Source organism: Limosilactobacillus pontis, from assembly GCF_002940945.1.
GTDB classification, from domain to species: Bacteria; Bacillota; Bacilli; order Lactobacillales; family Lactobacillaceae; genus Limosilactobacillus; species Limosilactobacillus pontis_A.
Map to the genome: position 1 here is coordinate 46587 of NZ_PNFV01000004.1, position 20679 is coordinate 67265.

Sequence of the window (20679 nt, forward strand, 5' to 3'; positions counted from 1 at the left end):
TCTAAACTAGTGAATATGGATGTGATAAAATAGTTGTATCACCAAAGATTAATGTTATAATGATTCTAAACTAAAAAGAGAAGGCGAAACTATGCCAAAAAAGAAAATGTCATTGGCCCAGAAGGTTAACGTCCTGCAGACAAGCGTTATGGGTGCCAATGATGGGATCATCTCTGTTGCCGGGATTGTCATTGGGGTGGCTGCGGCAACAAGCAATCCCTATTCAATCTTAATTTCTGGACTATCCGGGAGTCTAGCCGGGACAATTTCCATGTGTATGGGGGAATATGTATCAGTTTCTACCCAGAAGGATTCTCAGAAGATGGCTCTGATTAGTGAACGCCAACGGTTGACTAATCAATACCAGCAGGAGTTTGATTACGTCCAGCAACAATATGAGAAACAGGATATCGACCCCCGGCTGGCTAATCAGGCCACCCGTGAGTTGATGGACAAGGATGCCTTGTCGACTGTAGTTCAGGAACGTTACGGCTTCAATCCCAAGGAGTTTACCAGTCCTTATGCGGCAGCGATTGCCTCATTCATCTCGTTCCCAACGGGTTCAATTTTACCGATGGTGGCGGTGACGATGGCTCCGGAACATGTCCGAATCTTTGCTACCATGGTTGCTGTCCTGATTGCCTTGCTAATTACCGGTTACTTTGCGGCAGTTTTAAGTAAGGCCAACCGGGTCAAGTCAATGCTGCGCAACGCTACGGCGGGTCTGCTGACGATGTGTGTAACCTACCTGATTGGTCAATTGTTTGCTCGTTAAAGGAGGAGCGTTCATGGCAAAAATCAAACGGAAAAAGCAAACGATGGAAGAAAAATTGAACACGCTCCGGGCAGGGGTACTCGGTTCCAACGACGGGATCCTGACGGTTGTCGGGGTCTTGGTTTCCGTGGCGGCGGCCACGACCGACCGGTTCACGATCTTCATTGCCGGTCTGTCCGACCTGTTAGCCTGTGCCTTCTCAATGGCCTGCGGAGAGTATGCATCTGTTTCCACTCAGCGTGACACTGAGGAGTCAGCGGTAAGTACTGAGCAGCACCTGCTTAAGACCAACTTTGCGGGTGAATTAGATACGGTTAAACAGTACTACGTCGATAAGGGGGTTACACCGGCAACCTCTTTGGCAATTGCTAAGGACCTGTTGAGCAAGAAGCCTCTGGAGACGATGGTTCGGGTCAAGTATGATATCGAGTTGGGGCACTTCTTAAGCCCATGGGATGCCGCCTTTTCGTCCCTCTTCAGTGCGGCGGCTGGTGGTCTCTTCCCGTTGATGGCGATGACCTTTGCGCCGAATGCCGTTAAGTGGTACGCGGTGATCCTGGCGGTGGTACTAACCAGTGCTTTAACGGGGTTCATCAGCTCCAAGCTGGGAAACGGTTTGGTCAAGATAGCTGTCATCCGAAACATTGTCATCGGATTGATTACGATCACAATCCACTACGGAGTTGGTCGACTCTTCTAAACCAAACAAAAATGCGACTGGTGAAAATTCGCCAGCCGCATTTTTATAATTCGTAGATTAGTGCCGATGTTTATAGCCGTCAGACTTGATGACGTTTTCTTCATCGACCGGGGTATTGAAGAGCTCCTCGCCCCTTCCCCGAGTGCATTCCGCCTGGAGGGTGATGTGGCAGATACCATACTTCTGTCGGAGAATGTTTTCAACCTGGGTATAAATACCCTCAACCTGACTGAGCGGGAGGTCCTGGCAATTGAGGTGGGCGGAGAAGATGATCCGGTGTTCGTCGATCATCCAGGCGTGGACGTGGTGAACATTCTCAACACCAGGTACCCGTTTGATGTCCTTGGCGATGTTGTCGTAGTCCAAATCAGGGGATGACTGCATCAGGATCTTGATAGTCTGGACAATGATTGGCCAGGACTCGTAGGCAATGTAGAGAGCCACTGCGATGGTCAGTGCCGGGTCGAGCCAGGGGACGTTAACGAAGGTTAAGATCAACCCGCCAATGATAACGGCAACCGAGGAGAGGGCATCACTGAGTACATGGAGGTAAGTAGCCTTGACGTTTAAGCTATCGTGGCTGCCGGCGTGCAATAACAAGGCCGAGGCCAGATTAGCAATTAGACCGATGATAGCCACGGTCAGCATGATGCCACCGTTGATGTGCTGGGGATGATTGAGTCGCTGAATTGCTTCACCGATTAAGAAGATCGCAATGATGACCAGTAGGAGACTATTAGTCAATGCCGATAGAATCTCTGCCCGACGGTATCCATAGGTTCGTTGCCGAGTCTCGGGATGATTGCCGATGTACTGGGCGAAGTAGCCAAGGACGATTGAGAAAGAATCTCCCATGTTGTGGAAGGCATCGGAGAGCAGGGCCAAGCTGCCTGAGATTAGGCCCCCAATGATCTCAACAACCGTGATTAAGACGTTCAAGAGGGTAACCGCTAAGAAGCGCTTACCAGTGATTTTTTCTTCCATATTATAATGGTCGCTCCTTAAATATAGATATGAATTGCAATTTTTAATCCCATAGCATTATAATAGCTAAATGTTATTAACAGAAAAGTTAGGGCTTCCAAACTACTCTTTCATGATATGCTATAATGTTATTATGTTCAATGTTTGACGAGGAGTATTATTTTCGTGACCGTTTGAAGGCCAGAAATTCTTATTTAGAGGTGAATTGATGTTGACTCCAATGAAGGAAGACTACTTGAAAATTATTTTTGAGCTGGGCGGCAGTCACAAAAAAGTATCGAATAAGGAGATTTCACTGGGCCTGGGCATTGCCGCTGGATCAGTCACTGAAATGATCTCCAAGCTGGCCGATGAAGGCTTAGTTGTCCACGAGCCGTACGCGGGAATCTCTTTAACGGCAGAGGGGCAACGCTATGCGGCTGAACTGGTTCGTAAGCACCGTCTCTGGGAAACATTTCTGGTGGATAAGCTCCACTATAACTTTGCCGATGTTCACTCAGAGGCTGAGGTCCTCGAACACCAGACCAGTGACCGCCTTGCTACAGCCCTGGATAATTTTCTCGATCACCCGCAGAACTGTCCCCATGGTGGGGTAATTCCTGCCGCTAACGGCCATTTTCCGGATGTTAGTCACCGTCTGCTGGCGGATGCTGATGATGGCGAGGAGGTCGAATTGGAGCGGTTCTTGGATAATCATGAGTTGCTGACCTACCTTGAGGAGCTCAACTTGCGGCCCCAGGACAAGGTGAAAGTCATCCGGCACGAGCCGTTTGAAGGCCCAATTGTGATTACCAAGGGTGACGCTTCGCAGCCGGTTAGTGTTTCTTATAAAGCGGCCCACAATATTTTTATTAAGTAGCAACGCTCATCGAGAAGTGATCGCTTTTTTCGTATGGACATGGTACAATTAACCTTGTAGTTTTTATGTGCGGTTGGCTCGATTTGTTTCACTTAGTTAAAGCGATCTTCCATCTTCACCAATGATTATTACAAATATAGACGTGCCATCGTGCACAGGAGGATTCAATACTAATGGAACAAGGAACTGTTAAATGGTTTAACAACGACAAGGGCTACGGTTTTATCAACCGTGAGAGTGGCGACGACGTATTTGTCCACTTCTCCGCCATCCAAGGTGATGGCTTCAAGAGCTTGGAAGAGGGTCAGCACGTGACCTTTGACGTCGAGGAAGGCGACCGAGGTCTTCAAGCGGTCAACGTTGTTAAGGATTAAATGGTTAAATCTAGCAGGTACTGCTGACAATGCAAATTGTTAGTGGTACCTTTTTTAGTAGAGTTAATTGAATAAAGGAAGTGGGCAGATGCTAACGAAAAAGCGGCGCCGACTGGCCTTGCGGACGTGTTCGCTAGCTGGGCGGCTTCTCATCGAGAATGGTTCCAATATGGAGCGGGTCAATGATACTCTCCACCGGATGGCCCACACGGCTGGCCTTCAAGATTTTCAGGCTTTCACGACGGTGACGGGGATCGTTCTCGGGGCCAACAATATGCCTAATGCAATGGTGATGAACATTCGCCGGCGCAGGAACGACCTCAGTAAGGTGACCGCGGTCAATGAGATTTCCCGGGAAATGTCCCAGGGATTGATTACCCTTCCCGAAGCATATGCCCAGCTGAAATGGGTTGACCGCCAGGGTCCGTACAAATACCAAAACCTGGTTGAGGCGGTGGCGGCGGCCGTTTTGAGCATGGCGTTAATGATTGTTTTTACTGGTGATTACCGGGATTCCTGGGTTGGCTTCATTGACGGTGGAATCGGCTATGCTGTTTTCTCTTACGTGATCCGCAAGTTTAAGATACAGTACCTGGGTGAATTCTGTTCGTCCTTGGTAATCGGCTTTCTGGCGGTTTTGATGGTCAAATTTGGCTGGGCCCACAACATCAACGACATCATTATCGGTGCTGTCATGCCACTAGTACCGGGGATCCCGCTGACCAACGCAGCCCGGGATTTGGTGTCAGGTAACTTGATCTCGGGGCCGACTCGGGGAATTGAGGCCGTCTTGACGGCGGTCTCAATCGGTAGTGCAATCGTGATTGTCCTGCACTTTGCTTAGGGGGGTGGCAGAATGCATTATTGCTTAAACCTAGCTTTACAGTTCTTCCTCTCCTATGTTTCAACGGTCTGCTTCGGGATCCTTCTCCATATCCCGCCCCGTGCCTACAACGTAGCCGGGGTTATCGGTGGGGGCACTTGGGTTATTTACTGGATTATGTACTATCAGGATGGGGTGGGGCTAGCTTTCAGCAACCTCCTGGCCGCCATTCTGATTGCCGTATGCAGCCGGTGGGCGGCCCAACACAAGAAGATGCCAGCAATCGTTTTTGAAGTTCCGGCCTTGGTCCCCTTCGTTCCCGGCGGTCAGGCTTATAAGATGGTTCGCAACTTTGCTATCGGCAACTACCACTTGGTTACCGTCTATTTTTACCAGGTGGTAGTTATCGTTGGTGCAATTACCTTGGGCTTTGGATTAGGGGAACTTCTGAACCGGATTGTCCACTACCGCCATTGGAAAATTGTGAAAAAGAACCGTTGACCGTGGGACAGTGTGGTATACTCAGTTAATGTCATTAATATCGAAATAGGAGATTTATCAATGTTTATTGAACGCGATCAGCACCGATGGTGGCGCTTTGCCATCAGCGGTGGTGCTTTTATCATTTTAATGCTGCTTATCAAGTTTAACTCAACGGTGGCCACCATGATTGATGCCGTTCTTCAGTCACTCTTTACTGGACAACATATCGAGAGTGCGGGTTGGTTTCATGCCCTGATGACCCTGCTGTCATTTTTGGCGAGCCCAAAGATGGATCTGCTCTGGGTGGTCATTATTGCTGTCTTTTTGTGGTACAAGCGTTACCAGATTCCAGCGCTGTGGGCTCTAGGTACGATTGTTGGCGGGGATGTCCTCGGTGAGCTCTTCAAGCATATCGTTAAGCGGGCTCGTCCGGCACAGCACCTGGCTGCTGATGACGGATACAGTTTTCCAAGCGGCCACACCCTCGGGGTCTTTTTAGTGGCAGCTATTCTCCTACTGGTTGTGGTACCATTGATCAAGAAGCATTCTACCCGGACAATTTGTCAGCTCTTGATCGTTTTCGTGGTCTTCTTCCTGGCGATCTCTAGAGTCTACCTGTACGCCCACTGGCCCTTTGACACAATTAGTGCAATGCTGCTGGCCTACGCCTGGCTCCAAGTGGCCGAATGGCTTTATGTGGCCTGGGCACCGCGCTTGCGAGAGGTTCCGTTCTTATCAACGTCCGAAATTTAGCGATTACTGCCGTGCCCTTATGCACGGCTTTTTTGTTAGGAGGCAGAATAATGTCAGAGATCAAGCTTGATATAGCCCTTCCAGATGATCGGCCGGCGATCGCTAAAGTCCTGGCTGATCCACTGGTGCGGCAGCGGGCTCACTTACTGGTTATGCCCGATCCAACTGCCGTAGCGATGCTGATGGATAGCGTCCATCTGCTGACGATTCGATATGATGGTCGGGTGGTAGGAATTATCACTCTCGACCGGGTCAGTACGGACTGTTGGGAGTTGGGGTACCTGCTAAACCGGGCTGACTGGGGCCGGGGGATCATGACGACGGCGGTCGGCCTCTTGTGTGACCGTATGAAACCGGGGACCCAATTGACTGCAACCGTCGACAATGAGAACGTTGCCTCTCAGCGGGTTCTGATTAAGAATGGCTTTACCCGAGTACGCGACGATGGTGAGCGGGGGATCTGGATTTATAAAAGGGACTTGCGTCAATCTAATATTAGAGTATAATTAAAAAACAATGAAGAGGTTGCATTTCTTATTAGTATTCTGCAGCAGGTGAATAAGCACCGAATGGCGGATGAAAGGGAGAGGTGCCGAAACGGGTAGCGGCTTATTACGGTATTCCGTTGGGTCATGGCTGAATAAGTCATGGACTGTCGCAAAAGTGCGGGGCGCTTCCAAAAATGATTCACCGTGGTTATTACCAGGTCTTCTGATGGATGCCCCGTTAGAAGACTTTTTTATTTACTATTTGGAGGAATGAGTTACATGGCAGAAACAAGTCACAGTGACGGTACCAGCGGCCATATTAAACGGTCACTGAAGACGCGTCACCTCTCAATGATTGCTCTCGGTGGGACGATTGGGACCGGACTCTTTATCACCAGTGGTGAAGCGATCTCGACCGCCGGACCCGGTGGAGCCCTCGTTGCCTACGTCGTAATGGGAATGATGGTCTACTTCCTAATGACCAGCCTTGGTGAGATGGCGACCTACATGCCACTGACCGGATCCTTTTCAGCCTATGCTACCAAGTTTATCGATCCAGCACTCGGCTTTGCCATGGGGTGGAACTACTGGCTGAATTGGGCCGTCACCATCCCTGTGGAGGCAACGACGGCGGGGATCATTATGAACTACTGGCTGCCATCGGTTCCGCAATGGATCTTCAGTGTTACCGTCTTGGCCTTGATCTTCTTGATCAATTATCTTTCTGTCCGTTCCTACGGTGAAACAGAGTATTGGCTGGCCCTAGTTAAGATCATAACCGTGGTCGTCTTCCTGATTGTCGGGGTGGCAATCATTTTTGGGATCATGGGTGGTCACGCTGTGGGAGTCAGCAATTTCCACTACAAGAAAGCGCCGTTTGTCGGTGGTATTCCGGCTATCATTAGTATCTTCCTAATTGCTGGATTCTCCTTTCAAGGGACTGAGCTGGTTGGAATCACGGCCGGTGAGGCGGCCACACCAGAGGTTTCAGTTTCTAAAGCCATTCACTCTACCTTCTGGCGAATTCTGATCTTCTATATTTGTACAATTTTCGTGATTGCATGTATCCTGCCGTACACTGACAAGAACCTGTTGAATCAAGATGTCTCTAATATCACGATGAGTCCGTTTACCATCGTCTTCAAGCGTGCCGGCCTGGCTGTTGCTGCCAGTGTTATGAACGCGGTGATCCTGACGGCGGTGGTTTCCTCCGCTAACTCCGGCCTATATGCCTCAACGCGAATGCTTTTCTCCCAGGCACGTGAAGGATACGCATGGCGTTTCTTCGGCTACGTCAACAGACGGGGGATCCCAATCTATGCCCTGCTTGGGACTATGCTGGTCTCAACGCTGATCTACCTGACCCAGTTCATCGGTCCCCAGGCATATAATTACCTGATCAGTGCTTCAGGGTTGTGCGGGTTTATCGCCTGGCTCGGAATTGCCGCCTCTCACTGGCGGTTCCGGCGGGCCTATGTCAGTCAGGGGCGTGACCTCAACGATCTGAAGTATAGGTCATCCTTCTTCCCATTCGGGCCGATCTTTGCCTTTATCCTCTGCTTTATCGTGATCTGTGGGCAGAATGTTGATGCATTTATCAAGTGGGACTGGCAGAACATTGCCATTTCCTACATGAGTGTGCCAATCTTCTTGATCTTGTTCATCTACTATAAAGTTCGTTACAAGACTCACGTCATCCCATTGGACAAGGTTGACCTATCACCAAGTACAAAGGGTGAACGCTATGTGGCACCAGATGATGAGGATAAATAAATATTAACCACAAAATATGGTCACTTTCGGGTGGCCATTTTGTTTTTTAGTGTTAAAATTGTAATCGTGAAATTTTTAAGACTCTAATTTAAGAAAGGGAACGTTATTAATGATTGCTTTAGCCGGAACAATTGGTGCTGGGAAGACCAGCTTGACGCAACTCTTAGCCGACCACCTGAACAGCCAAGCCTTCTACGAATCAGTTGAGGGGAATAAAATTCTGCCACTTTTCTATAAGGACCCGAAAAAGTACGGCTTCCTCCTGCAGATCTACTTCCTAAACAAGCGCTTGGATGAGATCAAGGCCTCTTACGGCAATGACCTGAACGTCTTAGACCGGTCAATCTTTGAAGATGCCCTTCTGTTTAAATTGAATGCTGACATGGGGCGAGCCACTGAGACCGAGTCAGATATCTATTCATCATTGTTAAGTAATATGATGGAGGAGCTGCCAGACCAGGTTCACCAAAAGGCACCTAACCTGCTGATTACCATTCAGGTTTCCTTTGATACCATGCTGAAGCGGATTAAGAAGCGGGGTCGCTCGTATGAACAGATCGCTAATGACCCATCCTTGTATAGCTACTACAAAAATCTGAACGAACGCTATGTCGATTGGTATGAGCAATATGATGAGAGTCCGAAGATGCTGATTGATGGCGATAAGTATGACTTTGTCGAGGATGATCAGGCTGCCCAACAGGTACTGGGGATGATTGATCGGAAGCTGGAAGAATTAAATCTCAAGTAGCCCTTGACGATATATTAGAATGATGTTATATTAATTAAGCTGATTTGTTTCAGTTTAATTTTTGGAGGATTAGCTCAGTTGGGAGAGCATCTGCCTTACAAGCAGAGGGTCACAGGTTCGAGCCCTGTATCCTCCATATGCGGATGTGGCGGAATTGGCAGACGCGCAAGATTTAGGATCTTGTATCTTTTTGATGTGAGGGTTCAAGTCCCTCCGTCCGCATACGGCTTTACATCTATTTGTAAAAAGCTGTTGACAATGTCTGATTTATCATGTATAGTTTATAACTGTTGATACGGAACGTGTCAAAAACTTAAATATGCGGAAGTAGTTCAGTGGTAGAACATCACCTTGCCATGGTGGGGGTCGCGGGTTCGAATCCCGTCTTCCGCTCTTATGCACCCATAGCGCAATTGGATAGAGTGTCTGACTACGAATCAGAAGGTTGAAGGTTCGACTCCTTCTGGGTGCATCATTAAAGCGTGACAGTTATCTCGTTGAGATGGGTGTGGCGCTTATTTTTTTCGGAAATTAGCTCAGCTTGGTAGAGCGCTGCGTTCGGGACGCAGAGGTCGCAAGTTCGAATCTTGTATTTCCGACTGCTAAGAAGCCCATTGCAGTAATCATTGCTGCAATGGGCTTCTTTAATTTTATTGTAAAAGGGTAGGTGCATGATGCACAACTTGATTTATCTTACTGACCTGGATGATGCTGCTTTGGATCCTTACGTACGGCTTAATGAAGCCCAGCTTTCGCACGCTTTAAAGCCGGGTCTGTTTATTGCGGAAAGCCCTAAGGTGATTGAACGTGCTTTGCGGGCAGGGTACCGCCCAGCTTCACTGATGGTAGAAGAAAAGTTCTTGGAACGTGACCTGGCAGACTTGGATCATGAAATGGCCGTTAACAAAACTGCTGGATTAGGCCATACGCCGATCTATGTTGCTAACAGCGACTTAGTCCGACAACTGCCTGGCTATAATCTTTTAAGGGGAGCACTTGCCGCAATGTATCGGATAAGCCGGCCCCGCCTTACAGATTTCTTGACCACCCTGCCAACTAGTCACCCGCGAATTGCGATCTTGGAAAGCGTGGTTAATCCGGCCAACATCGGGGCGATCTTTCGTTCTGCAGCTGCTTTGGGGATCGATGGTGTGGTTGTAACGAGCGATTCCGCAGACCCGCTTTATCGGCGGTCCTCGCGAGTGGCGATGGGAACTGTCTTCCAAGTACCATGGACCTATATCGATGCCAAAAGCTGGCAGAACGATGGAATCACCCTCCTTCACCAGCTAGGTTACCAGACAGCGGCGATGGCCCTGCGTCATAACACCGTCAGTATTGATGATCCACGGCTAAATAGGGTGGATAAGTTGGCCATTATCCTTGGCGCGGAAGGCCCAGGTCTAAGGGAGTCCACGATTGTCCAGAGTGATTTTACGATTAAGATTCCAATGGCTCCCGGTGTTGATTCCCTGAATGTTGCTGCAGCCTCGGCCTTGGCCTTTTGGGAGCTAGGGAACCGGTAAGTAGTGATACTGACGTGCCATAAAAGTTCTTGAATCAAAAACCCGTCTGGCAGCCATTGTGGTGACAGACGGATTTGTAATTTTAAATTGATTTTAGTCAATGGCAATGGATGGGGACTGGCGCTTCTTAGCATGCACAGGTTTTGGAGAGTTAAGCGTCCAGAAGTGCGGTGGGACCCGACTCACTCAGTTATTGCCAGAGCAGGATGATAACAATTATTAGATTATAATGATTAAAGAGCCTTCGCTAACAAGTCGATAGACTGGTCAGCGAAGGCAAAATAGCTAATATTAATTTAACCACGGACGGACTGGCCGCCGTCAACAATCAGCTCAGCACCATTAACATACTTGGCCTCATCGCTGGCGAGGAAGAGAACCGGGTAGGCAACGTCCTCGGGATCACCAAGGTGGCCGAGTGGAATTCCATTGATCAGCGAATCGAGTAGCGGCTTATTGAGAGTGAAGGCTTGCATCATCGGCGTAACGATCCAGCCGGGCAGGACGGAATTGACGCGGATGTTATACTTGCCAAGGTCACGGGCTGCTCCCTTGGTAAATGCTCGTGAGGCCCCCTTAGAAGCGGTGTAGGGGGATGCACCGGCGATTCCCTGGACACTGGCAAGGGAGGAGATGTTGATGATTGACCCGCCGCCGTTCTTCTTCATTTCAGGGACGACGTGCTTCATCCCTAGAAAGTGGGCCATGGCGTTGGTGTCCATAAACCGCCGCCAATCGGCAATTGTGGAGTCGGTCAAACCGGACGTTTTATCGGTAACCCCGATCCCGGCGTTGTTGACCAGAACGTCAATCTTGCCAAATTTTGCAATCCCCTTAGCGATAGCATCGACCCACTGTTTCTCCTGGGTGACGTCTAACTTTAGCGGCAGAATCACGTCACCGTGTTGTTCCCGCAGGGCGTCTACATGCTGGTTGAGCAGTTTAATGTTGACGTCAGTTGCGATTACTTTCGCACCTTCTTTAACGAACAGTGCCGTTTCGGCTGCCCCTTGGCCGCTGGCTGCCCCAGTGATCAGTGCTACTTTATCAATTAGTCGTTTTGACATAGGTAATAACTCCCTTAATCTTTTCTAACAAAATATCAGTTACATAATATCAACAAAACCAGATCGAGAGCAATTAAATTTAAGTTACCGAAAGATTAAAATTATTACAGGGACATAAGCAAACCCTAAATGGTAATACTGGGTACTTCAACATTAAATGCAGGTTACTAAATCGTCGGCTGAAGATCTACATAGGGTTACCCTTGCTTTATATTAAAGAGTCTGTTTATGGCTGAAGCTTAATCGAGATCGTCCATCTTAGATGGCACTATGTTTCTGCAGAATATGCAGACGAGAAACATGACGAATGATCGGGTATTCCGGCGTCTAATCTATGCTCTTAAAGAAATAACAAAATTGTGAAGTGCTCACAATTTTGTTACTTTTAGTTAGTAATACGATTTATTTTTTATAATTGGTTTGCTTTGCTTGATTCCAGTCATAACGCTGTCATTGCCAATTTAATCATAAATGGTTCGCTTTCATTAATGATTTTTTTGCAAAATGGCCTTTAAAAACCGAGGGTGTTCTGCTATTATAATAATTGTGAAAAATATAACATGTCTTTGAGAAGGAGATCTTACCTTATGAAAGCTGCTGTTATCAATGATCCAGTAGATGGATACGTTACTGTTAAGGATGTTAAGCTTCGTGACCTTAAGCCAGGCGAAGCATTGGTTGACATGGAATACTGTGGTCTTTGCCACACTGACCTTCACTGTGCTGCCGGTGACTTCGGCAAGAAGCCTGGCCGGATTATTGGTCACGAAGGGGTAGGCCGTGTATCTAAGGTTGCCCCTGGTGTTACCTCATTGAAGGTTGGGGACCGGGTATCAATCGCTTGGTTCTTCAAGGGCTGTGGCCACTGTGAGTACTGCCTGACCGGTCGTGAAACCCTTTGCCGTAACGTTCTGAACGCTGGTTACACCGCTGATGGTGCCATGGCTCAACAGTGCATCGTTCCAGCAGACTACGCCGTTAAGGTTCCAGAAGGATTGGATCCTGTTGAAGCTACCTCACTAACCTGTGCTGGTGTTACGATGTACAAGGCATTGAAGGTTGCTGATATTAAGCCTGGTCAATGGGTATCAATTGTTGGTGCCGGTGGTCTTGGTAACCTCGGTATCCAGTTTGCCCACAATGTCTTTGGTGCCCACGTTATTGCCGTTGATGGTAATGAGGACAAGCTGAAGGCTGCCAAGGAAAATGGTGCTGAAATCTGCATCAACCGTCATGATGATAATGTTGATCAACAGATCCAAGAAAAGGTTGGCGGTGTTCATGCCGCAGTTGTTACAGCTGTTACAACTGCTGCCTTTGACCAAGCCGTTAACTCCCTTCGCCCAGATGGTCGCTTAGTTGCTGTTGCCCTTCCACAAGGTGACATGAAGCTAAACATCGCTAAGACGGTTCTTGATGGGATTATCGTTGCCGGTTCCCTAGTTGGTACCCGTCAAGACTTAGCAGAATGCTTCCAATTCGGTGCAGAAGGTAAGGTTCACCCAATCGTTCACACACGGAAGCTTTCCGAAATTAACGACATGATCCAAGAGCTCAAGGACAACAAGGTTGTTGGCCGGAATGTTGTTGACTTCAGCCTCGAAGACTAACTAAATTCAATTTAATAATACATAGAACTACAAGGAATAACGTTATTCCTTGTAGTTTTTTCGTTTAAGGCGTTATTCGGGCAGAACTCGGCAAAATATGGTAAAATAATGGTCAAGATTAGTCAGATGATGGAGGGCGATGAAATGGAGAACCGAAGTATTTCGGATGTTATTGAAGCATACCTTAAGGAAATCTTTGGCGACGATACCCAAATTGAAATCCGTCGTTCTGAAATTGCCGATCATTTTAACGTTGTTCCATCACAAATTAACTATGTGATTAAGACCCGGTTTACTATCCAGAATGGCTACCTCGTCCAGAGCAAGCGGGGTGGTGGTGGTTACATCCGCATTGAGCGCGTTAATTTACTTGGTGACGTGGATGTGTTAGACTCACTGGTCCAGGCAATTGGCGATTCAATCCGTGAGCGGGATGCGTTTGCGATTATTCAAACGCTTTACAATGAGAAGGTGATTTCACAACGTGAGGGTGACTTAATGCTGGTGGCACTATCAAAGCAGACATTAGCAGTTGATGATACTAATACGGAAAATAAACTTCGTGCACGGATTTTAGTTTCATTTCTTAATCGATTACGGTATGAAAGTTAGAGGATGATTGCAGATGGATAACATGTTTACACCCAGCGCTAAGCACGTTTTAGCAATTGCTCACGAACAGGCAAAGTACTTTAAGCACCAGGCCGTGGGGACCGAACACCTTCTGCTGGCCCTGTCAATGGATAAGGACGGGATTGCCAACAAGATCTTCGAGCAGTTCTCAATCACGAGTGACGATATTCGGGAGGAGATCGAGCGACTGATTGGGTATGGAACGATGGATGACCTTGGGCCGGCTGATTACCTGCCGTACTCACCAAAAGCCAAGCAGGTCCTGGCTTTAGCGGGTCGTGAAGCTCAACAGATGCACGCTTTAAAGATTGGAACAGAACACTTACTTCTTGCTCTGATTGCTGATGAAGGAGTGCTTTCATCCCGGATCCTGTTCAGTCTTGATGTCTTGCCACGACAGGTTCGCAAAGTTACCCTACGTCGGCTTGGGATCGCTGAGAGCCAGGTCCAGCAGGCTAGTCAGAAAGGTAATGGTACCCAGCCATCTGGGACGCCAACTCTGGATAAACTGGCTCGTGACATGACCCAGTTGGCCCGAACCAACCGACTTGATCCAGTTGTCGGCCGGGACAAGGAAATCAAACGTGTTGTTCAGATTCTGAGTAGACGGACGAAAAACAACCCCGTTCTAATTGGTGAACCCGGGGTTGGGAAGACGGCGATCGTCGAGGGCCTGGCTCAACGGATGATTGCTGGGACGGTTCCCGCGGAATTAGCTAATAAACGACTGATGGTCCTTGATATGGGATCCTTGGTAGCTGGCACCAAGTATCGTGGTGAATTTGAAAACCGATTAAAGAAGGTTATCGAAGAGATTCAAAACGACGGCCACGTTATTCTCTTTATTGACGAACTTCACACTCTGATCGGGGCTGGTGGGGCTGAAGGGGCTATTGATGCCTCCAATATCTTGAAGCCGGCCCTGGCTCGGGGTGAGTTGCAGACGATCGGGGCTACTACACTGGATGAGTATCAGAAATACATCGAGTCCGACGCGGCCCTGGAGCGGCGGTTTGCGACCGTTCAGGTGGATGAACCATCTTCTGAGGCGACCCTGCATATCTTGAAGGGGTTGCGGCCGAAGTATGAGGCCCACCACCATGCTAAAATTACGGATGACGCCTTGAAACAGGCGGTCAAGCTATCTGATCGCTACATTACAGATCGTTTCTTGCCTGATAAGGCTATTGACCTGATGGACGAATCAGCGGCAATGGTTCGGATTGATGCTGAGGAGAAGCGGGATCGGCAGCCATCTCTTCAGAGTAAGCTGGACGATCTGCGTGCGGCTAAGGAGACAGCGATTGAGAACCAAAACTTCGATCGGGCTGCTCAACTTCGCCAAGATGAGCTGACACTGAAAGCTGAATTGGATCGTCAGCAGAAGAAGATGGCTTCAAAGAAGAATACCAAGGGTAACTATCATCTGAAGGTTACTGGTGAAGACGTCGCTAAGGTAGTGGCCGAATGGACCGGGGTGCCGCTAACCCAGTTGAAAAAGAGTGAGAGTGAACGTTTGGTTAACCTTGAGCGGGTTCTTCACCGGCGGGTTATTGGCCAAGAGGAGGCAGTTGCTGCCGTGGCTAAGGCTATCCGGCGGGCTCGCAGTGGGCTCAAGGACCCGAACCGGCCAATCGGCTCCTTTATGTTCCTAGGACCAACTGGGGTCGGGAAGACCGAACTTGCTAAGGCCTTGGCCGAGGCCATGTTTGGCTCCGAAGGCAACATGATTCGGATCGATATGTCTGAATACATGGAGAAGTACAGCACCAGTCGGTTGATTGGAGCTGCTCCGGGATACGTCGGCTATGACGAGGGTGGACAGCTGACTGAGAAAGTTCGTCAGCATCCATATTCGGTAGTTCTGTTGGATGAGGCTGAGAAGGCACATCCCGACGTCTTCAACCTCCTTCTTCAGGTGCTTGACGATGGCTACTTGACCGATGCGAAGGGGCGTAAGGTTGATTTTCGAAATACGATCATTATCATGACCTCCAACCTGGGAGCTACCCAGCTTCAGGATGAAAAGGCAGTTGGCTTCGGGGCTAAGGACTTGAGTAGTGATTACAATGCCATGGCAGCGGCTATTAAGCAGCAGTTGAAGCTGCACTTCCGGCCTGAGTTTCTTAACCGGATTGATGAGACAATCATTTTCCACTCCCTCAACAAGAAAGAGTTGCATCAGATTGTTAAGTTAATGGCTGGTGAGCTGAGTGCTCGGATCGCCGAGCAGGGTATTAATCTGAAAATTACACCGGCCGCAATTGACGAGATTGCCAAGATCGGGTACAATCCTGCTTATGGAGCCCGGCCACTGCGGCGGGCGCTCCAGGACCATGTTGAGGATAGCCTCAGCACGGCTCTGTTGGACGGCCAGATCAAGGTTGGCGATGACGTCACCATTGGCGCTCACCGTGGCCAGCTGACGATGAAGATCAAGAATGCTAACACGACTAAGCCTATCTTGGTTAAGATGAATAAGTAATAGATTAGGAGCTGTCTCTGTGATGAGCCAGCTCCTAATTTATGATGAACTTATGAAACCGTTGTTAAGTAACGTTGGCTGGTAATATAATATTGATAAAAGTGATTTTTGAGGAGGATGTCAATTCAAATGAAACGAACGGAGCAGCTTGAAAAGACACGGGCCGCGATTCTACGGACAGCAACGCGTCTCTTCTTGCAAAAGGGGTTTGCCCAAACATCGACCAGAGACATTGCAAAAGAGATTGGAATCACCCAACCAGCACTGTACCACCACTTCAGCGACAAAGAGGTGCTCTTTTTGAGTGTGATGACGGATTTTTCTGGGAAAGTACGTGCGGACATCAACAAGGTCCTGCGCAAGCATAAGTTATCACCGGAGGAGCAGCTCTTCGAAATCGTTAAGGTTTTGAAGAAACATCACCCAATCAGCATTTACGACCAGTATAACCAGGCTATGCAGCTGCTTTCCAAGAGTGCCCAGCGGAAATTCAATATGATCTTCGTAATGGACTACTTGATTCCGATTGGTGAATACTTTAAGCAGCCTGAGTTTAACCTGCGGGCGGATCTTCTGCCAAAGGAAGCAGCAGAATTATTTTTGGCCAGTCTGACGCCAGTCTTTGGTACCTACCAGGTGATCGGTGGTCAGGCCATTACCAATGACCAACGGACTAAGTTGATCATTGATTGTATCGTTAATGGCCTAAAGCGGACACCTAAGGAAGAAATTATTTAACCCTTGACAAGTTAATATTTAGAACTTATACTATTGTAGTATGTAATTTGTGAGTTCATTTGGTTCTGGTGATCTATTGTCCATCAGGTCCTGCAATAAAACCAAAGACAGTTTCCAACTGTTTTTGGATTTTTTTTGCCCAAAAGTTGCATTTTGAGGTAATTGTAACCAAAATGTAACATTTGGAAATGACTCACCCAACAAATTAGAGAGGTGAACAGTTTGGCCGGACATTTAGTAAAATACGGTAAGCACCGTACCCGTCGTAGTTACTCCCGGATTAAAGAAGTTCTCGAGTTGCCTAACCTGATTGAGATCCAGACCAATTCCTACAATTGGTTTATGGACAAAGGGTTGCGGGAAATGTTTGATGACATTATGCCAATTGATGACTTCCAGGGTAAGCTTTCCTTGGAATTCGTTGACTATCAACTTTTAGAACCTAAGTACACTGTTGATGAAGCACGTGAACACGATGCTAACTACTCAGCACCATTGCACGTTACTTTACGGTTAACCAACCACGAAACTGGTGAGATCAAGTCGCAGGATGTTTTCTTCGGCGACTTCCCACTGATGACTGATCAGGGGACTTTCATTATCAACGGGGCTGAGCGGGTAATTGTTTCCCAATTGGTTCGTTCCCCTGGTGTCTACTATAATGAAGAAACTGACAAGAATGGTCGGCCAAGCTACGGTGCTACCTTTATTCCTAACCGTGGTGCTTGGCTGGAATATGAAACCGACGCCAAGAATGTTTCCTACGTCCGGATTGACCGGACCCGGAAGCTACCAATGACCGAATTGGTTCGGGCATTGGGCTTTGGTTCCGACGATGAAATCATTGATATGTTCGGTGGCGATAGTGAGACCCTGTCTTTGACGTTAGATAAGGATGTTCACAAGAACGCCGAAGATTCCCGTGTTGAAGAGGCATTGAAGGACATTTACGAACGTTTACGTCCAGGTGAACCAAAGACCGCCGATTCCGCACGGAACTTGCTGACTGCCCGCTTCTTTGATCCAAAACGTTACGACATGGCACCGGTTGGCCGTTACAAGACCAACAAGAAGCTGATGCTCAAGTACCGCCTGCTCGGAGAGACGCTGGCTGAAACCTTAGCCGATCCTGATACCGGTGAAGTATTGGCTCAAAAGGGTGACACGGTTACCAAGGAAGTCCTCAAGAAGCTTGAACCGTACCTGGACCGTGACGACTTTAAGATGGTTACCTACACGCCATCCGACGAAGCCGTAGTTACGGAACCCGTTAAGCTTCAGAAGATCCTGGTATACTCCAAGAAGGACCCAGAACGGGTCGTGCCAATCATTGGTAACGGCCACATTCCATTGGAATACAAGCACATTGAGCCAGCTGATATCCTGGCTTCTCTGAACTACTTCTTCAACCTTCAAGAGGGTATTGGTTCAACTGATGATATTGATCACTTGGGTAACCGGCGGATTCGTTCTGTCGGTGAGTTGTTGCAAAACCAATTCCGGATCGGTCTGGCCCGGATGGAACGGGTGGTTCGTGAACGGATGTCAATTCAAGATCCTGACACCGTAACCCCGCAACAATTGATCAACATTCGGCCGGTGGTTGCTTCAATCAAGGAATTCTTTGGTTCATCTCAGCTATCGCAATTCATGGACCAAACTAACCCACTGGGTGAGCTGACCCACAAGCGGCGTCTGTCTGCCCTTGGTCCTGGTGGTTTGACGCGTGATCGGGCTGGTTATGAAGTCCGGGACGTGCACTATACCCACTACGGCCGGATGTGCCCAATTGAAACGCCAGAAGGACCAAACATTGGTCTGATTAACAGTCTGTCTTCCTATGCCCGTGTTAACAAGTATGGTTTCATTGAAACGCCATACCGGCGGGTTTCCTGGAAGACCCACAAGGTTACTGATAAGATCGACTACCTGACAGCCGACGAAGAAGATAACTTTGTGATTGCCCAAGCCAACTCACCGCTGAATGACGATGGTTCATTCGTTGATGATGAGGTTATGGCTCGTGACAAGGATGAATACGTTGAAACTAGTGTTGAGAACGTCGATTACATGGACGTTTCACCAAAACAAGTTGTCTCCGTCGCTTCCGCATGTATTCCATTCCTTGAAAACGATGACTCTAACCGTGCCTTAATGGGTGCTAACATGCAGCGGCAAGCCGTACCGTTGCTTAACCCACACGCTCCGCTGGTAAGTACCGGAATTGACTACAAGGCTGCGCACGACTCCGGGGTTGCTATGATTGCCAAGAAGGCCGGGACCGTGGAATACGTTGACGCTCGTGAGGTTCGAGTTCGCGAAGATGACGGCACACTTGATACATACAAGCTGATGAAGTTCCGTCGTTCTAACGGTGGTAAGAACTATAACCAGCGGCCAATCGTCAAGGTCGGCGAACACGTTGACGCTGACGATGTTCTAGCCGATGGTCCATCAATGGAGCAGGGAGAATTGGCCCTTGGTCAGAATCCACTGATTGCCTTCATGACTTGGCAGGGTTACAACTTCGAAGATGCCATTGCTATCAACGAGCGCTTGGTCAAGGATGATGTCTACACGTCCATTCACATCGAATCCTACGAGTCCGAAGCGCGGGAAACCAAGCTTGGACCAGAAGAGATGACCCGGGAAATTCCAAACGTCGGTGACGACGCCCTGAAGGATCTTGATGAAAACGGGATCGTTCGGGTTGGTGCTGAAGTTCACGACGGCGACATCCTGGTTGGTAAGGTTACGCCGAAGGGAATGACTGAACTATCTGCCGAAGAACGGCTTCTGCACGCCATCTTCGGTGAAAAGTCCCGTGAAGTTCGTGACACCTCACTGCGGGTTCCTCACGGTGGCGGCGGAATTATCCAGGACGTTAAGGTATTTACCCGTGAAAACGGGGACGAACTGTCACCAGGTGTCAACACCATGGTTCGGGTCTACATCGCTCAAAAGCGGAAGATTCAGGTTGGTGACAAGATGTCTGGTCGTCATGGTAACAAGGGTACTGTTTCCATTGTTATTCCTGAAGAAGATATGCCATACATGCCAGATGGAACACCAATTGATATCATGCTGAGTCCAATGGGTGTGCCAAGTCGTATGAACATCGGCCAGCTGCTTGAATTGCACCTGGGGATGGCTGCTAAGCGGCTTGGAATTCACATGGCAACGCCAGTCTTTGATGGGGCTTCTGACAAGGATGTCTGGGACGCCGTTCGGGAATCTGGTTTTCCAGAAGATGGTAAGACCATTCTCTATGACGGTCGGACTGGTGAACCATTTGAAAATCGGATCGCCGTTGGTTCCATGCACTACCTGAAGTTGGCTCACATGGTTGATGATAAGATTCACGCCCGGTCAACTGGTCCTTACTCACTGGTTACCCAACAGCCACTGGGTGGTAAAGCCCAATTCGGTGGTCAGCGGTTTGGTGAAATGGAAGTTTGGGCCCTCGAAGCTTATGGTGCGGCTTACACCCTGCAGGAAATTCTGACTTACAAGTCTGATGACACGGTTGGTCGTGTTCGGACCTACGATGCCATCATCAATGGTCAGCCAATTCCAAAGCCGGGTGTTCCTGAATCGTTCCGGGTTCTTGTTAAGGAACTCCAGGCCCTGGGTCTTGATATGAAGGTCCTCGATGGTCACCACCAAGAAGTTCAATTAAAGAACATGGATGAAGATGACTCCGAAGTTGTCAGTGTTGACGCCTTGGCCAAGTATGCTGAGCAGCACAACACCAGCAATGATAAGAAGAAAGATTCGGCTTCGAAGACCACATCTGCATCAACGACTGAAGATAAAACCAAGCAAGATTAATCGTTCTTCAACTAAGATTTACTGAA

18 protein-coding genes, 5 tRNA genes and 1 riboswitch are annotated in these 20679 nt (G+C 48.5%); of the genes, 21 read left to right on the forward strand and 2 right to left on the reverse strand.

Annotated elements, in window-relative coordinates:
• The first annotated feature begins 91 nt into the window (after positions 1-91).
• Entirely contained in the window at positions 92-775 is a 684-nt protein-coding gene (locus CK797_RS04175) for a VIT family protein (protein WP_104688546.1), read from the forward strand.
• Between the two features lie 13 nt (positions 776-788).
• Positions 789-1475, forward strand: a complete 687-nt coding sequence (locus tag CK797_RS04180) for a VIT family protein (protein WP_104688547.1) — start codon at positions 789-791, stop codon at positions 1473-1475.
• 57 nt (positions 1476-1532) lie between these two features.
• On the opposite strand, the gene CK797_RS04185 is transcribed toward CK797_RS04180, so the two are convergent.
• On the reverse strand, positions 1533-2459 hold the full coding sequence (locus CK797_RS04185; RefSeq protein WP_104688548.1) for a cation diffusion facilitator family transporter: 927 nt from the start codon (positions 2457-2459) through the stop codon (positions 1533-1535).
• Positions 2460-2670: 211 nt separating this feature from the next.
• On the opposite strand from CK797_RS04185, the gene CK797_RS04190 reads away from it, so the two are divergent.
• The 14 genes from CK797_RS04190 (at position 2671) to CK797_RS04255 (ending at position 10289) form a co-directional block, all read left to right on the forward strand.
• Positions 2671-3318 (forward strand): metal-dependent transcriptional regulator, encoded by a 648-nt coding sequence (locus tag CK797_RS04190; RefSeq protein WP_104688665.1) that lies wholly within the window; start codon positions 2671-2673, stop codon positions 3316-3318.
• Between the two features lie 173 nt (positions 3319-3491).
• Entirely contained in the window at positions 3492-3692 is a 201-nt protein-coding gene (locus tag CK797_RS04195; protein WP_104688549.1) for a cold-shock protein, read from the forward strand.
• A gap of 88 nt (positions 3693-3780) precedes the next feature.
• The gene (locus CK797_RS04200) at positions 3781-4536 is read left to right on the forward strand and encodes a threonine/serine exporter family protein (protein ID WP_104688550.1); all 756 of its coding nucleotides are present in this window, start codon (positions 3781-3783) and stop codon (positions 4534-4536) included.
• Positions 4537-4548: 12 nt separating this feature from the next.
• A complete protein-coding gene (locus CK797_RS04205; protein ID WP_104688551.1) occupies positions 4549-5016 on the forward strand; it encodes a threonine/serine exporter family protein in 468 nt (155 codons plus the stop codon).
• A 60-nt stretch (positions 5017-5076) separates the two neighbouring features.
• Positions 5077-5751 carry a phosphatase PAP2 family protein gene (locus tag CK797_RS04210; RefSeq protein ID WP_104688552.1) on the forward strand — a complete coding sequence of 225 codons (675 nt, stop codon included), beginning with the start codon at positions 5077-5079 and terminating at the stop codon, positions 5749-5751.
• A 50-nt stretch (positions 5752-5801) separates the two neighbouring features.
• Positions 5802-6257 carry a GNAT family N-acetyltransferase gene (locus CK797_RS04215; protein ID WP_181049519.1) on the forward strand — a complete coding sequence of 152 codons (456 nt, stop codon included), beginning with the start codon at positions 5802-5804 and terminating at the stop codon, positions 6255-6257.
• Between the two features lie 5 nt (positions 6258-6262).
• Positions 6263-6435, forward strand: a riboswitch (Lysine riboswitch).
• Between the two features lie 83 nt (positions 6436-6518).
• Positions 6519-8012, forward strand: coding sequence for an amino acid permease (locus tag CK797_RS04220; protein WP_104688554.1), 1494 nt, complete (start codon positions 6519-6521; stop codon positions 8010-8012).
• Between the two features lie 109 nt (positions 8013-8121).
• A complete protein-coding gene (locus CK797_RS04225) occupies positions 8122-8763 on the forward strand; it encodes a deoxynucleoside kinase (protein WP_104688555.1) in 642 nt (213 codons plus the stop codon).
• 63 nt (positions 8764-8826) lie between these two features.
• Positions 8827-8899, forward strand: a tRNA-Val gene (locus CK797_RS04230).
• 3 nt (positions 8900-8902) lie between these two features.
• Positions 8903-8985, forward strand: a tRNA-Leu gene (locus CK797_RS04235).
• 99 nt (positions 8986-9084) lie between these two features.
• Positions 9085-9156 (forward strand) — tRNA-Gly (locus CK797_RS04240).
• A gap of 5 nt (positions 9157-9161) precedes the next feature.
• Positions 9162-9235 (forward strand) — tRNA-Arg (locus CK797_RS04245).
• Between the two features lie 53 nt (positions 9236-9288).
• A tRNA-Pro gene (locus CK797_RS04250) sits at positions 9289-9362 on the forward strand.
• Between the two features lie 75 nt (positions 9363-9437).
• A complete protein-coding gene (locus CK797_RS04255; RefSeq protein WP_104688666.1) occupies positions 9438-10289 on the forward strand; it encodes a TrmH family RNA methyltransferase in 852 nt (283 codons plus the stop codon).
• A gap of 296 nt (positions 10290-10585) precedes the next feature.
• On the opposite strand, the gene CK797_RS04260 is transcribed toward CK797_RS04255, so the two are convergent.
• Positions 10586-11356 carry an SDR family NAD(P)-dependent oxidoreductase gene (locus tag CK797_RS04260; RefSeq protein ID WP_104688556.1) on the reverse strand — a complete coding sequence of 257 codons (771 nt, stop codon included), beginning with the start codon at positions 11354-11356 and terminating at the stop codon, positions 10586-10588.
• Positions 11357-11943: 587 nt separating this feature from the next.
• On the opposite strand from CK797_RS04260, the gene adhP reads away from it, so the two are divergent.
• From adhP to CK797_RS04285, 5 genes are all read left to right on the forward strand, one after another.
• Positions 11944-12966, forward strand: a complete 1023-nt coding sequence (gene adhP / locus CK797_RS04265) for an alcohol dehydrogenase AdhP (RefSeq protein WP_104688557.1) — start codon at positions 11944-11946, stop codon at positions 12964-12966.
• Between the two features lie 144 nt (positions 12967-13110).
• Positions 13111-13578 carry a CtsR family transcriptional regulator gene (locus CK797_RS04270; protein WP_104688667.1) on the forward strand — a complete coding sequence of 156 codons (468 nt, stop codon included), beginning with the start codon at positions 13111-13113 and terminating at the stop codon, positions 13576-13578.
• Between the two features lie 13 nt (positions 13579-13591).
• On the forward strand, positions 13592-16084 hold the full coding sequence (locus tag CK797_RS04275) for an ATP-dependent Clp protease ATP-binding subunit (RefSeq protein ID WP_104688558.1): 2493 nt from the start codon (positions 13592-13594) through the stop codon (positions 16082-16084).
• Between the two features lie 129 nt (positions 16085-16213).
• A complete protein-coding gene (locus tag CK797_RS04280) occupies positions 16214-16822 on the forward strand; it encodes a TetR/AcrR family transcriptional regulator (protein ID WP_104688559.1) in 609 nt (202 codons plus the stop codon).
• 213 nt (positions 16823-17035) lie between these two features.
• Positions 17036-20653, forward strand: coding sequence for a DNA-directed RNA polymerase subunit beta (locus tag CK797_RS04285; protein WP_104688560.1), 3618 nt, complete (start codon positions 17036-17038; stop codon positions 20651-20653).
• The last annotated feature ends 26 nt before the right edge of the window (positions 20654-20679 follow it).